We start from the raw sequence: 16,196 nt of genomic DNA, 5'->3' as shown, positions 1-16,196 counted from the left end.
TTCATTTATGGAAGATAAACAAAATTCTCAAAATCAAATGTCTTCTTTGGTGCCAATCCTCATTTTAGGGATAACCACCATCATATTGTTTCAGTTTCTTGATTTTTCTCAAAGAACTCCATCAGAATCAAAACTAACTACTCCACAAAAAGAAACGAATATAACGAGGATTGATTTTTCCTTTCAAAATCAAAACTTACAAATACAAGAATACATAATAGAAAACGATAGAAATGTTTTCGTTCTATCTAGCAAAGGAGGAAGAGTCGAAAGAGTTTATCTCAAGAGTTCAGAAAGTGTAAACATACCCAAAGTAATCATAGAACAATCTCAGGACCCCTTAGAGAAGCAATACAACGCCTTAGAAATCACACGCCGAAAAGGGATGGACTTTCAGCTACATTTATACAAAAACCAGCTGGGAAATCCAATCCTAAACGAAGCAATCTTTAATACAGAAGTTCAAAATGTTGACGAAAAAATCACCCAGATTCTATTTTCTAAGGATATTGCTTTTAAGGATTATAAGTTTACCCTATACAAAATCTATCGATTTCTAAAAGAAGAAAACTTTTTTCATCAGATTGTGATCTTGCAAAACCAAACGGATCGAGATTTTGTTTTGAATGGGGATTTGTTTTATAAACCCATCTCGGCATTGGGACCAAATCCAGAAGATGTGGAGAGTGGAAGAGAATTAGCGATGTTTGGAAGGTTCTACCACTACAATGGGAGTTTGAATACGTTGTTTGGTTTTTCACCAGATACTGGGTTTTTTGGCTGCTTTTCACCTCCACCAGGAAAGTTTGAAGTTCACACACAAAATCCGGATACGCTTCGGTATGTCGGCGTGAATAGTAGATATTTCATCTCTTATGCGCAGTTTTTGGAAACCAATGAGAAATTACATCTACCAGATGGAGTCATCATTGAGAATTACCCACCACTGGATGGAAGTTCAACATTTAGCGTAGTTTTTAGCGATTTTAGTTTGGGGAAAAAAGAACCTGAAGAATTGAGAATTCTAAAGGCATTCAGAGAAGGGATTATAGATAAAGCAGGGGGTTATGTTGAATTAGTAAGAAGTGATCAAAAACGAAAAGATGTTTTGATTATTGATCAGATTGTCTATACGGGATTGAGGAGTGACGAAGAACATCGATTTTTTTCTCAGGAGTTAGCAAGAAGAGAATTTGGATTAGAAAATGTAGAAAATAGTGTTCGTGATGTGATTTATACATCGGGATTTTTGGCTCTTTTTTCGAAACTGCGTGATGGGATTGTTCTGATGATGAGGTTTATCAACAAGTATGTAAATAACTATGGGGTTACAATCATCATTTTGGCGCTATTTTTTAAGCTTGTTACGTATCCCTTGAATCAGGTTCAAGCCAAGACGATGAAGAAAATCCATGAACTCAAACCTGAGTTAGATCGAATCAATGAGCGGTATCAGGATCCGGCAGAAAGGCAAAAGAAAATCATGGATCTTTACAAAAAACACAAAATCAATCCAGCTATGGGGTGTTTACCAATCTTGATACAAATCCCTATATTTATAGCTTTGTATAGTGCATTTGCAGAGTCAATAGAACTTTGGAAGAGCCCATTTATTTGGTGGATGAAGGATTTGTCACAACCTGATACTGTTTATGTCATTAAAGACCTCATCATAATGAAAAACTTTCATGTCAATATCTTGCCATTGTTGATGGTGGGTTCGCAAATCATTCAGCAAAAGATGACGATGGTTTCATCAGACCCACAACAAAAATTTTTACTATACTTTATGCCAATTTTGATGTTATTTTTCTTCTGGGGTTTGCCAAGTGGCGTTACATTGTATTGGACTGTTCAAAACATTATATCAATTATTTGGCAACTAATCGTAGAAAAATTTTCCAAGTCTGCATGATGAAGCTAAAAATTAACCATCACTTCAAAATCAAAAAAACGTTTTTTGTAGGAGTGATATATGTTGAATATTCTCGAGATCGAAGCAAAAACAAAAATAGAAGCTATCGAAAGAGCAAAGAAGATTTTAGATTATTATGATGAGAAAAAATTAGACATAGAAATTGATGGGGGGATTTTAAACATCATATCCAAAAAGCCTGTCTCATTAAAAGTAAGATACTCCAAAAATTTACCTGATTCTGTGATCATACGTGGAGTGACTTTTACATCGTTTTATAAACTGGGGGTTGATGTTGAAATTGAGTATGTCCGTGAGACATCAGAAAATTTTGTGATTTCTTTAATTTCAGAAGAATCAAGCTTTATCATAGGTAAGCAAGGTAAAAACTTAGACGCTTTTCAGTTTCTGATAAATTTGAACTTGAGTAAACTTCTTAGTAAGAACAAGCGGGTATTGGTAGATATTAATCAATATCGAGAAAAACGAAAGGCTTACTTACAAAGACTAGCAAGATCCATCGCAAATCGAGTGATTCAAACAGGTAAATCCTATTTAATGACACCTCTAAGTCCTTATGAGAGAAGAATCATTCATGTGGAGCTAGAGAAAGATAAACGAGTGACCACAGAGTCAGAAGGAAACGGTCTTTATAAAAGAGTAAGAGTTTTTAAAATTGGCTCTTTAGAGTATAAAAAACGATACATGGAAGAATTCGATGATGAATAAAGATGCTCATGGTTAATGAATTACATCAATGATGATACAATCATTGCTCTCTCTTCCTCTCCTGGAAGAGGCGCAATCTCAGTTGTAAGAATTAGTGGAAAAAATACGCTCACAATTTTAGAAAATATCACTAGTAAAAGCAGTCAAGATTATATTCCCTTCAAAAAAGAAGAAATAGAAAAAAGACCAAGGCATTTAATGCGGGCTTTCTTTTTTATCGAAGGAAATATTATTGATGATGGTTTATTTGCTTTTTTTCCATTGCCGAATTCGTATACGGGAGAAGATGTTGCAGAAATATATCTTCATGGAAATCCTTTGATTTCTCGAAGGCTCATTCAATTTGTATCGAAGAAGGGATTGGCTCGCCCAGCTCTGCAGGGAGAGTTTACAAGAAGAGCATTTCTAAATGGGAAGATGGATCTTACCAAAGCGGAATCTATACAAAGACTGATTTCTGCGAAATCAGAATATGAGCTGCAAGCGGCAAGAAGAGTTTACTTTGGGGATTTGTATAGGATCATAAATCGAATCCGTTCTGAGATCATTCTTTTGAAGGCTCAAGTAGAAGCAGAAATTGATTTTTCAGACCAAGACATAGACTATTCAGAAAAACAGCAGCTGATTGAAAAAACCAAAGCCATCATACGACAAATAGATGAGGTTCTGAAAAGAAGTTCACATGCGACTAAAGTTTCACAAGGATTTCAAATCGCTTTGGTAGGGAAAACAAATGCGGGAAAATCATCTTTGATGAATAAAATCTTGGGATGGGAAAGATCCATTGTTTCAGAAGTCGAAGGAACAACTCGAGATTATGTATCCGAAGAAATAGAAATTGCAGGGGTGAACGTTCGCTTGGTGGATACGGCGGGACTTCGAAAAACATCAGATGTAATAGAACGGGAAGGAATCAAAAGAGCAAAAGAAATCATGGAAAAAAGTCAACTCATACTTCATATCATTGATGGTTCTATAGAGATGTATGAGTTTTTACCAGAATTTTTGGAATTTTTAGAGTCAAATAAAGATAAGTATTCGAAGAAGATTTTGTATGTGATTAACAAAAAAGATATATTACATCCGAATGCATGGAGTTATGAGAAAATCAAAGAATTTTCTCAAACTGAACCCGTAGTGATGTATGTTTCTTGCAAAACAGGAGAGGGTCTCAATGATTTATTCAATCAGTTAGAAAACGCGATAAAAGAGGAATTTCAGATACAGGATCCTTTCTTGTTGGAGGAAAGACAAATTTATCATTTTAATAGAATAAGAAATTCTTTGGATAATGTGATACACCTATGGGAAGAACATACACCAGATGAAATCGTTGCTATAGAAATTCAAAACGCTATAGACAACATTGCAGAACTCACAGGGGAAATCACAACGGAAGAAGTTCTAGGGAAGATCTTTTCGATGTTTTGCATTGGTAAATAATTAGAAAATGAATGCAAAAAAGTAGTTGACGCATATTTTTAAAGTGAATACATAAAAAGCCATGAATAGGCTGTTTATTTTTGTTTTTCTGATTCCTTTGTGGTTTTCTTTTTGTAAAAACGCGGTGAGTTCTACTGCTGATCAACCAAATAAAAGCTATGAGTTGTTGTTTTTATTGAACCAAAAATTTATCGATTCTTTCTATTGGGAAGGATTGATGGATATCTCTGCTTGTACAACAACTCCTGAAAACCTTTTGGGTTGCAATTTGTATCGAGAAAACTACAAAAACTTTCTAAGAAGTAGAACGAAAAATTTGTTCGTATATGCAGATACAATACAAAAAACTGGTAATTTACAATTTGAAATAGCACATCCTCAAAAGCTAGATTTCATTAAATATGAGATTCCGGTCTCTGTTGACGTAGAAATCGGACCAGAAACGGGAAGTGGTGTTGCGAGAATTTTGGTGCTAAAGAATACCAACCCTATTTCACAAGACGGTATATCATTAATATTAAATGAATTTCGAGCAGATGTCTTAGAAGACGGACTTCGAGGAAGTTTAAAAGTAAATCTAAAGGATCAGGAAAATCTTAACTTGAATTTAACATTTTCATTCAACATAAAGAAAAGATTATAGGGGGTGAGACCATGAGATCGTTAAAATACTTCATTTGGGTTGCAGCCTTTATCTTGTTTACAAGTGGGATTTTCCCTCAATCAGGAAATGAATTAAGAGGTTTGAAGTTTACAGGTATTCCTCTAATTAGCTTCAGCACGGATGATGGCGTTGGGTATGGTGTGAGGATTTACGGAACTTTTTATGAACAAGGTTTTGCTCCTTTCAAATATCAAGCTTATGGACAGTTTTATAAAACTACAAAAGGTTTCGAGTACCATGAGTTTTCTTTGGATAGTTTAAAGTTTTTAGGTTCACCCTTTCGAATTCGCATGAATATAGGTTTGGAAAGATACTTAAATGCGCAGTTCTATGGGTATAGCAACTATCAGGATTTGCCAAGACAAATCAAAATAAAATCTGGTGAACTCCCCATCAACGAGAACATACAACCAACACCGGTTTTATACGAAATAAACGAAAACTTTAAGCTAAACACTAACTATGTAAACAGCAATAACTTATTTGATCAGAACAACTATAACAAAAGCCAAAAAGAATTAAAGGAATCTCAAGATAAATACTTTAACTACGATAGTATCAAACCATTTTTTACAATCACATCTGAGGATTTTATTGGTGATACAAATTTCAAATGGTTTGTAGGTGTGCGTTTACAACGTTATCGGATACAATCCTACTATGGGGACATTGATAAGGGACAAACCTATCCAAATATAAAAACCTTGATTGATCATGTAAAACCAGTAGGCTACGATGCTACGGAAAAACCAAGATTTGTAAACACAATTCGCTTAGCATTTGCTTATGACTCACGCCCTCGAATTCGTGAGTTGAATCCTAATGATGGTATTTTCACGGATATCCACTATGAAGGGTCAGGAAGAACCTTAGGCTCAAATTATACCTTTAGCCGATATACTTTCACTTTCCGACAATACATAGAAGTTCTCTCTTCTTTGTTCAATCCAAGAAATGAGGAGTTGGTTTTCGGATATAGAGTTCAAGTTCAGAAAACGGATGGGAATGTTCCATTTTTTGAAGCTGGAAGGATATATACAATGCGAGAGAGTGCATTAGGCTTAGGTGGTAATAGTGGCATTCGAGGTTATCCCGCAAATCAGTTCGTGGACAGAGTGATGGGGGTTTTCAACACAGAGTTGCGTTGGACAGCTTTTCGTGTGAGAGCTCTTGGTGGAATTGATTTTGTCATCCTTGCGTATTATGATGTGGGAAGGGTTGCACCATCATTCGAAGAATTCGCCTTTAAAGATTTCCATCGAGCAGCGGGTGGAGGTATTCGAATCGTATGGCAGATGAACACCATTATCAATATTAGCTATGGGAGGTCCAGATACGAAGCCAATGGAAACTTTTCCTTCAACCACATGTTTTAATATGATATGAAGTTTTCTCTTTTTTTATTTGTAGGAGTTCTTATTTCTGAAATTTTATATTCTCAAAATTTAACTTCTGAGTCTTTAAAACGAGCAATCAAAGTTTTACATAAAAAAGAGGGAGTTTATTTATATGAGTATAAAGAAACCTTAGATTCGATTGATCCTTATAAGGACTATATAAAAAAGTATAAAATCACAAAAAAAAGTGTCATTGAAAGATTAACCCAATTAGTGATAGATAATCAAAATTACCAACCTGATTTCAAAGCGAGATGCCTTCCCGTTTGGGAATACGGACTGGAGTTTCGACGTGAAAATGAGAGCAAATTTTTTCTTCTTTCATTTCGCTGTAGAACCCTGATGGATGTGCATGCTCGAACCTACAAAGATTTTACTCCCCAGTTCGTAGAATTTTATAAAATCATCAAATATGAACTTGATGAGAATGCTTTATTTCTTTTGGATCAGAAGTAAGGGCTTTTATCGTTTTTTTGATTCTAATCTAAGATTGATATTTTTTTCATTTGTTCTGACATATTCTCTTCATTCCAATACCATTGCTGTTGTTCCATCTGAGTTTCCGAAAGAAGAATACGTATTGAGGTTTGGAAGGGATTTGATCTCAATCTTGAAGACAAGAAAAGTCTACCAATTAGTGGAAAAAGAAAAGTTAGAAGAAATTTATCAAGAATTACAAAAGAGCCAAAGTGGATTGGTTCAACAAGAAGAAGCTCCAAAGTTAGGTTATTTAAAATCCATCCATTATTTTGTTTTTTATGACATCTCGAGGAATGAAGGAGCTTTGTTTTCGGCGAACTTTCGGATTGTTCTCACAGAAACAGGGTCGATTATCGGAGCTTCTCGTGAAAAAGGAGACTACGAAACTGTCTTAGAAAAACTAAGTCAAAGACTGATGAATCAGTTGGATATTTACTTGAATATTCAAAATCCAGAGAAACCATACACGGTGTTACTACAACTGGATAAACCCATTCCCGTATACAAAGTAGGAGAAAAGCTAAAGATCAGATTCAAAGTAATTTCTCATAAACAAAATCCCCCGAGAAAAGTTTACATCCAATTGTTTTCGATTGATGCAAAAGGAACAATGAGCATGATCTATCCAAATAAATACTCAGGCTTCGAGCCAATAGAATTGAACAAAGAGTATACATTCCCATCTCATGATGATGATTTTGAGTGGGAGCTCGAGCCACCGACTGGTACGGAATTCATTCAAGCATTTGTTTCAGAAGAACCTAAAGATGTGTTTGGTACTCTCGAAGTTTCAAAGCGGGAATTGTTTCCCACATCAAAATATAATGGCAATTCTCTCATGATGACACGGGGAATTAAAGTTCAATTGAACAAAGAAAAATACAAAAACTGGGCAGCTATGAGAATTGCTTATGAACTCGTGGAGTAAACGGGAAGTTCTGAAGATTGGCATTGCACAATATGAAATCAACCCTCAAAATCCTGAGTATAACTTGAGTAAAATAGAAGCCTTTTTAAAGGAAGCTCAGAAAGACATATTGATTTTACCCGAGATGGGAATCACTGGATACTGGTTAGAGAAAATAAAAGAGTATCTAAAAGAAGTGCCTCATTATATTGAAGTGCTAAAAAAGTATTCTTTAAAATACTCTACTTCTATCTGCACAACACTTCCCTATAAGGAAGGTGAAAGTGTTTATAATCGTCTTTTTTTTATAACTCCCGATGGCTTTTATCATTATGATAAGCACTACTTGATTGATTGGGGTGGATTTCATGAAGGAAGTTTTTTTCAGCATGGCAAAGGTTATTTGGTGACTTCCTATTTTGGTTGGATTGTTGGTTTTGCTGTTTGTTATGATCTTCGCTTCCCCGAGCATTTTTATTACATGAATCAATATTCCTATGATAACTATCAACGGTTCATGCACTTGATACTTCTTCCTTCTCAGTGGCCATCCCAAAGACGAGAACATTTTCTCACTTTATCAAAAGCAAGAGCTATCGAGAATCAAGCCTATTTCGTAGCAGTAAATAACATTGGCAATTTGAAAGAATTATCATTCTCTGGAGACAGTAGGATTTATGATCCAAATGGGAATGAAATTTTATGTTTGAACTCAGAAGAGGGAGTCTTCGTCCAAGAATTGAGTCTTGAATTAGTAAAAGAAATCCAGACCCAACGTCCTATTCTGAAGGATCGATATAAAATATATTTACATCAATAAAGTCCAAAGATAATGTGTGAGTATGAAATACAAAGTAGAAATTTCAAAAGAAATTCAAGATATTGTTCCTGTTTTTTTAGAAGAATTCGATAAAAATGTGAAATTATTAGAACAAGCCATTGATTCGCAGGATTATGAGACAATACGTTCTATAACCCACAAAATCAAAGGGAGTGCAGGAGGATATGGGTTTCACCAGATTTCAGAATACTCAAAAGTAATCGAGAACTTGGCTAAAAACAGAAGTCCGATTGAGCAAATCCAAAATCAATTCAAAAAAATGATAGATTATTACCACAATATGGAAATCATTTACACAAATAAGCCTTTGACGTAAGGTGATAAATCACAAATGAGTTTGGCAAATGGAACATAATTTCACATTTTTTGTTTTGGTGAATATTTTCCATCTTGTGTTTATCATATTTTATCTTATCTATTACGGTAATATAAAACCCATTCTCGAGTTTATTCAATCATTTTTAATGGGTGTTCTGGGGGGATTATTCATTTTGTTATTAGCTCCGTTGATAGTTCCTCTTTTGGATACTAATATTGATTTTTTCGATATCTTTTTGAAGGCAGCTCTTATCGAAAAGTTTGTATCATTTTTAATGATTTACTTCTTGGTTTTTTCTTTCAACAGAGAAGCTGATTTGAATAAGATTTTAATTGCAGGAGTTCAATATGCAGCTGGCTTTGCTTTTTTAGAAAATGTAATATATCAACTCCAATTTGACTCAAGGATGATATACCTACGCTTGATCTCTTCGGTTCCAATGCATTTATCAACTTGTGGTATTCAAGCTTATTTCATTGGACTTTCGATCTTCTACAGCTTGAGGAAATTTCGATTCTTAAATGCGTTTTTGGGGTTATTGATTCCTGTTTTTTTACATTCTGTCTATGATTATTTAACCTTGTCAAGCGAGAATACCCAGAGTTTGATTGGTCCTTCGATTGTTTTAAGTATTTTTATCTTTGAAGTTTTATATTCAAAAATTCAAACTTATCCAAAGAAAGAGCAACTACAAAAAGAAGATTTGTCTTTGGAAGACTGGATTACTTTACAAGTCCAAAAAGGGCATTTAAAGTGGATACTTTATTCGTCAGGAACAAGAAATCTACCGAAAATTTCATTTTTTCGATTTGATAAAGATTATGTAAAACTAACAATTGCGATACTAATGTTGATATTCCCCCTGATTTATTTGACAGAGCCTGAGATTTACTATCGAATTTTTAAGACTCCATCCCAACTACAATTCACGTTGTTTTTTATCATGCCTATTTCATTCTTCTTCATTTTCCTGATTTTGGGGAGTGTTAACCCTGAGTACTTTAAGAACAAAAAGATAAGAATTCCCGTGGTCTTAGATGTAGATATTTTATTGAAAAACAAAAACACAACTACTGGAATCAGCTATGAGCTAAAACCCTACTCGACTTTTATTCACCTCGAAGAAGAACTGAAACATGGAGAAGAAATTATTTTAATTTTTAGTTATAAAAAGAATACCTCTTATCCAATAAAAGCTATAGTTAAAAAATACATACCAAACTTTCATAAAGAATATCCCTCTGGAATTATAGTTTCCTTAGCTGAAATGAGGGAAGACTTTGGACAGTTCTATTACAATTATCTTTTGTATCGAATCGTGAAGGGTTTTGTATTTTTATTGAATCTACCTGGAAGTGAAAGGATACGTTCTTTGTTTGTGCGTCCTTTGACGGTGATGCAGAATGAGAGATTCTACAAAAAAGGAGAAGTCATATTCAGAGAAGGAGATACAGGAAAACACTTTTACTTAATCAAGAAGGGAAGAGTTGCTTTTTATAAAGAATCTGATGATAATAAAAGACATAAAATTTCTGAGCTCGGTGTGGGTGATATTTTTGGAGAAATGGCATTGGTTTCTGACAAACCAAGATCCGCAACAGCGGAATGTGTAGAAGACACAATCCTTGCAGTAGCTCATAAAGATCACTTAGAGGCATTACTTCAAGCAAATCCTGAGTTTGTAATGAAAGTAATCCAAAACCTCATTCAGATAATCCACAAGAAAGAAGCGCTTTTAGAAGAATATAGAAAATACAATGAATTGTATATAAAAACTTTGGAAGAAGTTCAAGGCAAAGGAAAGAAGAAAGATTAAAAATTAGTATCATCCTTGTCTTTCTTGATTGTAATGATACCTTCGTTATCTAGTTCTTTTGCTTTTTGTAAAATCAGGTTTCGTGCTTCATGGATTCTCTTTAAAGGAACATTCGATGAAGTATCAAGTTCAAATATCACATCTGATGCTTTATTCTGAGATAGTGAATTTAAAAAGATTCGCTTGAAGTGTTCAGGCATTCCTAAAAGAGCTGTTGCTATGATTTTTGCATCAAATTTCGAAAGTAAAATTCGGAGTTCTTCGAAATCTAAAAATTCCAATTCTTCAAATGTATATAGTTTGGACTTGATTTTTTCTAAAAGCTCAGGGTCAACTTCCTCTAAGTAGTCCAAAATTTCGTTTTCATATTTGCGATCTAAATGATTTAAAATGGATACTGCAGTTTGAATGCCTTCTAATTCTTCATAGATTTCATTAGATCTTTTTTCTATCTTTTCTTTTAAAGACTCAATGATTTTCTCTAAACTCTCAGGATGAACGTAAGAAGAATGAGCAATCCTCAATATGATTTCTTTTCTTTTATCCGAAGGAAAGAGCTTTAAAATTTGAGCACTAAAATTAGGTCTGAGGAATGATAGCAACGCCGCAACAACCTGAGGGTGTTCGTTCGACAATAAAGAAAAAACAAGTTTTGGATCGTGATTCTCAATGGTTTTGATTTCTTTGTATATGTCTTTGTTTTCTGCTTTTTTTAGGATTTTATCGATTTTACTTTTGTCTGATGGATATACTTTTTCAAGGATTTTTATGGCTTCCTCTTTTCCTGATGTGATGATTGTTTCTTCATTCAAAGATGATAAGAATTCACGAAGGATTTCTTTTTTTTCTTTTTCGGAGATTTTTTTTATGCGTATCATTTCTTCGATGATGAGTTGGATTTCGTTTTCGTTTAATTCTTTTAGAACTCTGGATGCAAGATCAGGACCTAATGCGATCAGAAGTTTTGCTGCTTTTTCTTTCCCTTGAGATTTAAGGGATGATTTTAGGTTATTGTAGACTTTGGGGTTGGTTAAATTTTTTGTATTGTCAACGATAGTGTCAGCTACCGTGAAATCAATTTTTCGTTCTTGGTTTTGCATAAGGATATGTACACACTTCTATGATTTGGTATATCTATTCTATTCTTGTTTCTTGTCTGTTTCAATCACGATTTTGATGGTTTTTTGATTTTCATGATTTGGTATGGTTCGGTAAACCTCCCAGTAATAAAGTAAGGATTCTTGACTTTTTCGCTTAGCTAATTCTGTCTTTAAGATTTTGTTTTCCCTCAAGAGCTCTTTGTGTTCAAGTTGCAATAAATACAATTCCCGATCAAGGATTATACTTTCAATCTTTTTACGAAAAACTAAAATGCTAAATGCAAAAATGGCAAAAAACAAACCAAAAATCTTTATTAGCTGTTTGTATTTTTCCATTGTAGAGCTCGCAGTTTCGCACTCCTTGATGCTGGATTGATTTTTACTTCATCATTTTTAGGAGTCAAGGGTTTTTTAGTTAAAATTACATGTCCTTTGGCTTGGTAGTTTTTAAAATATGTTTTTATCAACCTGTCTTCCAACGAGTGAAAGCTGATGAAGATAGCAATTGCCCGATGATCCAAAACGTCAGGAAGGATTTTGAGTAATTCTTCTAATTCTTGAAGTTCCTGGTTTGCATAGATTCTGAGAGCTTGGAAAACTCTTTGAACAACCTTTGGTTGAATGCGTGTTCGATATTTTTTGTAGTAAACTTTGATGATTATTTCTTTTAGCTGAGATGAACTTTCGATAGGACGATTTCGTATGATTTCTTTTGCAATGATTTTAGAGAATTTTTCTTCGCCATACTGCAAAAAAATCTTTGAAAGAGCGTTTTCTTCGAACGTGTTCAAAATTTCTTTTACATCCATGCTTTCGGGATCCAATCTCATATCGAGAAGCCCATCATCAAAAGAAAACCCCCATGAATTTTTAAGATGATACATAGAAATACCCAAATCACAAAGAAGAAAATTGATCTTCTTGCCAAAGTGCTTTAGTATTTCTCTTATGTTTGAAAAACGTTGATTTACTAAATAGATTTTGTTCTTGGAAATTTTGTTTGAAGGAACTGTCAGAATTTCGTTTGGAATAAGAAGACGGTCGAAATTTTCTTTAGCTTTATTTATCATCCTTTCATCTCTATCGAAACCAACATGATATTCAAAAGGATAGTGTTGATGAATGATATAGCTGTGAGCTCCTCCTCCAATGGTTGCATCAACAAACAATGTTCGATTGGAAAGCAAGCTCGCGAAATCACAAACCTCACGATAAAGCACAGGAAAATGAAAAAAATCAGACTTTACTTCTTCGAGGGTGGGTAAGGTTTTCATCATCCGAATCCGAAAGATCCAAGATCTTCTTGTAATTAGCTACGAAAATTTCATAAGGAACACGCTTTAGAGGAGAATTTTTCAGATTTTCCCATTCTTCTTTTGTTGGGATTGAGGTTATGATTTTTTTGACTTCTTCTCGTAAAAAGAAATCTTTTTCATTTGTTTCTTTCGTTTCTACGCTTTTTTTGCGATTGTGGGGGCAAACTTCTTGACAAATATCGCATCCAAAAATCCAGCCACGACTTTTCTTGGCAATGTGATCAGGAATGACTTCTCTACTTTCAATATTCCAGTATGAAATACACTTTGATACATCCAGTTTATATGGTTCCAAAGCTTGAGTAGGACAAGAAAGGATGCATAATTTACAATTCAAACAAAAATCAGGAATTTCTTTGCTTTCTTCGTAAATAGTCAAATCTTTATCTAAAAAAATGCAACTGATGAAAAAAAACGATCCGTAGTTAGGATGAATGATGTTGGTGTTTTTCCCCTGCCAGCCTATCCCAGCATGTATTGCTAACAATTTCTCTGGCACAGGAGCGGAATCAATCGTTATTCTCGTTTGTATGTCATCAAAGAGCTCTTTTATCTTTGATTCTAGTTTTTTAAGTTTTTTTTTCAACACCTTGTGATAATCCTTGCCAATTGCGTATCGAGAAATTTTTACTTTTTGGTTTTGAATTTGATTATAGGTTTTATTTTTGTAAATATGTCCTAAAACAATCACGCTTTGGCTATGAGGCAAAATTTCTTGAGGGTTCAAACGAATCTGCTTTGTTTTTTCAAACCACGTCATGTTGAGATAGTGTTTGTTTTCAATAAAGGATTTTAGATTCTGATATTCCAGTTCGTTTAGATTAGGTCTTGTGATGCCAAACAAGTCAAACCCTAATTCTTTTGCATATTCCCTTAAGGTTTGGATTTTCCTTTGGAGAAGGGAGCTCACTTTAATGATTGGAATGGGAATAGAAGTAATGAAAAATTCCTAATAAAATTAAAATGATGCCGCTAATTTTTTTCTCATAGATTTGTAGAAATTTAGGGTAATATTTCAACAATCCCATATAACTAACGAATGAAAAAGTCAACATTGAGATTAACGTAAGGGCAGAATAAATGATAGCGATCAATATGGCACTTTCAAATCCAAATCTACCCGCAGAAAAAAAAATTGCCTCAATTTCCAAGCAGGGAGAGAAAAACATTGCCAAGTAAATTAAAAAAAGGCTTATAGCAAGCGACCTGTTCTTTTGGATATTTTCTTCCGTATTTATCTCTTGATGGAGTGAATCATGTTTTATAGTGAGGTAAATCATTCCTAAAAGAATCAAAAAAAAAGAAGGAAGCAATCTTTCTAAATACTCAACTTGTGAGCTATGGTAACCTAAATAACTCAAAAAAAATCCTAAAAGAGAAGTGCTGAAGCTGTGAAAAAAGGAACCTAAGCTTACAATTAGGATGAACCGCTTATAATTGAGATTGGCGTTTTTAGAAAGAACAACAAAAGGAAGCCAATGATTGGGAATACTACCATGAAGTAAACTCAGTGTTATCGTAGCAATGATTAAATCATGCATAAAAAGGCTATTATGTATGGAGCTTAAAGTTGGAAATAATTTTCCTTAATTCAATCGCTAATGCGTTTAGGTTCTGGGTTTGTTTTGCTACAGCTACCATGGCGTTCGATGTTTCTTTGGTGGAATTATCGACATCTCTTGCACTGTGTGATGTCTTTTGAATGATTTCTTTTAATTCTTTTAAATTTTGGATTACATCTTGTGATTCTATAACTTCTTTTTGAGCAATTTCTTTAATGATCTTTAATTCTTCTGCAATATTATTTGCTGATAAAATGAGCTTTTCGAAATATTGATATACTATTTCAGTGGTGCTCTTTCCCTGAGATACTAATTCAAACTGGGATGAAGTGCTTTCAACACTCTTTTTTGAAAAATCAATAATTTGATTGATGATTTGAGTAATTTCTTTTGCTTGTTTGCTTGATTGATCTGCTAACTTCGAGATTTCATCTGCAACTACTGCAAAACCTTTTCCGTATTCACCAGCCCTTGCTGCCTCAATGGAGGCATTTAAGGAAAGTAGTGTGATTTGACTTGTAATTCCATTGATGGTTGATGTAATGTTATTTATTTTTTTCGAAAGTTCATTGAGTTGTTTGATGGAATTCATGATTGTCTCTGCACCGTGATAAATTTTATCTGTGATTTCGTTTAGTGATTTCATTTTTTCTTTCCCAGTTGTAGAGATTTGGTATGTATCTTGAGCGATTATGTATGATTTTTCTGCCTGTTTTTTTGCGTTTTCTAATAGTTGAGCAAAAGAAAATAACTTTTGATTAACAAACTCAGTAAATTCTGTTCCTTTTTTCAAATCTTTGGAAACCTCACTGATAGTCTTTGAAATTTCTGACGATGCCGCACTCACTTCTTCTGATGAAGACGCAAGTTCGTTAGCTGTTTTCAAAATTTCTTCAGAGACTTTTTTGATCATAGAAACTAACTGTTCTTGGCTCTGAACCATTTTATTGAATGCTTGAGCCATTTCTCCTATTTCATCTTTGCTAAGAATTTTGACTTCAGTGGTGAGGTCCCCACCTGCCAAACTCTTGGTCGCAGTGTGAACAGCATTGACGGGTATCAAAAGTAACTTTGTAGCTGGTATAGCAATAAAAATTCCTAGAATTACGAATCCAACTGTCATACTTAGAATGATTAAAACCATATGAATTAACGGCTTTTGAACAAGATTTTGATAGTTCATTCCTACACGAATAAATCCAACTTTACCAATCGGAGTCATTAGAGGAATCACGTATTCTTTTGTATAAAGATCACCTTGAGAGCTATAATAGTTTTGGAAAAATTCTTTTTCAGCATAAAAAGCTCTGGTGCTATTTTGGTCATTAAATTTTAGTCCCACATAATGATAATTACTATGAACAACTGCTTGACCATTCCGATCCTGAATGATTATGTATCGAATAGCTGGGTCTTTGGAAAGTTCTTCAGCTGTCTTTTGTAGCCGAAAAAAATCATTTTTTACTAAAGACTCGGCTGCAAATTTTTCTATGGCTTTGCCGATTTCTATGGCACGCTTTTCTATGTTTTGTTCAAAAATAAAGTAGAAATAAACTAGTACGAATGCGCCAGTAGTAACAATTGCACCAAATTCTAAAAAGGCGATTAGGATAACGAGTTTCTTTAATAATGAAATAGGAAAACTAAGAAACTTTTCCCATAAATATTGATATAATCTTTTAATTTCATTCATTTTTCCCCTCTTCC

Annotated in this window: 16 protein-coding genes; 10 read left to right on the top strand and 6 right to left on the bottom strand. The window is 34.0% G+C overall.

The genetic code is table 11. The features are described 5' to 3' along the window. Positions 1-7: 7 nt before the first annotated feature. From NZ853_00760 to NZ853_00715, 10 genes are all read left to right on the top strand, one after another. A complete protein-coding gene (locus NZ853_00760; GenBank protein ID MCS7204208.1) occupies positions 8-1,915 on the top strand; it encodes a YidC/Oxa1 family membrane protein insertase in 1,908 nt (635 codons plus the stop codon). A 60-nt stretch (positions 1,916-1,975) separates the two neighbouring features. Then, positions 1,976-2,644 carry a KH domain-containing protein gene (locus tag NZ853_00755; protein MCS7204207.1) on the top strand — a complete coding sequence of 223 codons (669 nt, stop codon included), beginning with the start codon at positions 1,976-1,978 and terminating at the stop codon, positions 2,642-2,644. Between the two features lie 15 nt (positions 2,645-2,659). Continuing rightward, on the top strand, positions 2,660-4,087 hold the full coding sequence (gene mnmE, locus NZ853_00750) for a tRNA uridine-5-carboxymethylaminomethyl(34) synthesis GTPase MnmE (GenBank protein MCS7204206.1): 1,428 nt from the start codon (positions 2,660-2,662) through the stop codon (positions 4,085-4,087). A 61-nt stretch (positions 4,088-4,148) separates the two neighbouring features. Then, positions 4,149-4,730 (top strand): hypothetical protein, encoded by a 582-nt coding sequence (locus NZ853_00745; GenBank protein ID MCS7204205.1) that lies wholly within the window; start codon positions 4,149-4,151, stop codon positions 4,728-4,730. 11 nt (positions 4,731-4,741) lie between these two features. Next, positions 4,742-6,127 carry a BamA/TamA family outer membrane protein gene (locus NZ853_00740; protein ID MCS7204204.1) on the top strand — a complete coding sequence of 462 codons (1,386 nt, stop codon included), beginning with the start codon at positions 4,742-4,744 and terminating at the stop codon, positions 6,125-6,127. A 6-nt stretch (positions 6,128-6,133) separates the two neighbouring features. Further along, positions 6,134-6,604, top strand: a complete 471-nt coding sequence (locus NZ853_00735; GenBank protein ID MCS7204203.1) for a hypothetical protein — start codon at positions 6,134-6,136, stop codon at positions 6,602-6,604. Then, positions 6,576-7,556, top strand: a complete 981-nt coding sequence (locus tag NZ853_00730; protein ID MCS7204202.1) for a DUF4384 domain-containing protein — start codon at positions 6,576-6,578, stop codon at positions 7,554-7,556. The genes NZ853_00735 and NZ853_00730 overlap by 29 nt, the downstream gene beginning before the upstream one ends. Next, positions 7,540-8,355: a carbon-nitrogen hydrolase family protein gene (locus NZ853_00725; protein MCS7204201.1), complete on the top strand. Its 816-nt coding sequence runs from the start codon at positions 7,540-7,542 to the stop codon at positions 8,353-8,355. The genes NZ853_00730 and NZ853_00725 overlap by 17 nt, the downstream gene beginning before the upstream one ends. Positions 8,356-8,377: 22 nt before the next feature. Continuing rightward, complete coding sequence (locus NZ853_00720; GenBank protein MCS7204200.1) at positions 8,378-8,692, top strand: Hpt domain-containing protein; 315 nt, start codon at positions 8,378-8,380, stop codon at positions 8,690-8,692. A 28-nt stretch (positions 8,693-8,720) separates the two neighbouring features. Then, positions 8,721-10,511, top strand: coding sequence for a cyclic nucleotide-binding domain-containing protein (locus NZ853_00715; GenBank protein ID MCS7204199.1), 1,791 nt, complete (start codon positions 8,721-8,723; stop codon positions 10,509-10,511). On the opposite strand, the gene NZ853_00710 is transcribed toward NZ853_00715, so the two are convergent. Genes NZ853_00710 through NZ853_00685 form a run of 6 tightly spaced genes read right to left on the bottom strand, consistent with a single transcriptional unit; the run spans position 10,508 to position 16,182 of the window. Beyond that, complete coding sequence (locus NZ853_00710; protein ID MCS7204198.1) at positions 10,508-11,611, bottom strand: hypothetical protein; 1,104 nt, start codon at positions 11,609-11,611, stop codon at positions 10,508-10,510. The two genes, NZ853_00715 and NZ853_00710, sit on opposite strands and share 4 nt — an antisense overlap. A gap of 39 nt (positions 11,612-11,650) precedes the next feature. Further along, the gene (locus tag NZ853_00705) at positions 11,651-11,947 is read right to left on the bottom strand and encodes a hypothetical protein (GenBank protein ID MCS7204197.1); all 297 of its coding nucleotides are present in this window, start codon (positions 11,945-11,947) and stop codon (positions 11,651-11,653) included. Further along, positions 11,926-12,885 carry a 16S rRNA (cytosine(1402)-N(4))-methyltransferase RsmH gene (gene rsmH, locus NZ853_00700; GenBank protein ID MCS7204196.1) on the bottom strand — a complete coding sequence of 320 codons (960 nt, stop codon included), beginning with the start codon at positions 12,883-12,885 and terminating at the stop codon, positions 11,926-11,928. The genes NZ853_00705 and rsmH overlap by 22 nt, the downstream gene beginning before the upstream one ends. Then, positions 12,848-13,837 carry a tRNA epoxyqueuosine(34) reductase QueG gene (queG, locus tag NZ853_00695; protein MCS7204195.1) on the bottom strand — a complete coding sequence of 330 codons (990 nt, stop codon included), beginning with the start codon at positions 13,835-13,837 and terminating at the stop codon, positions 12,848-12,850. The genes rsmH and queG overlap by 38 nt, the downstream gene beginning before the upstream one ends. Position 13,838: 1 nt before the next feature. Beyond that, a complete protein-coding gene (locus tag NZ853_00690; protein ID MCS7204194.1) occupies positions 13,839-14,468 on the bottom strand; it encodes a hypothetical protein in 630 nt (209 codons plus the stop codon). Positions 14,469-14,478: 10 nt separating this feature from the next. After that, complete coding sequence (locus NZ853_00685) at positions 14,479-16,182, bottom strand: methyl-accepting chemotaxis protein (GenBank protein ID MCS7204193.1); 1,704 nt, start codon at positions 16,180-16,182, stop codon at positions 14,479-14,481. Positions 16,183-16,196 lie beyond the last annotated feature (14 nt).

Source organism: Leptospiraceae bacterium (assembly GCA_025059995.1).
Taxonomy (GTDB): Bacteria; Spirochaetota; Leptospiria; order Leptospirales; family Leptonemataceae; genus SKYB61.
This window is presented reverse-complemented; position numbering and strand designations above follow the sequence as displayed.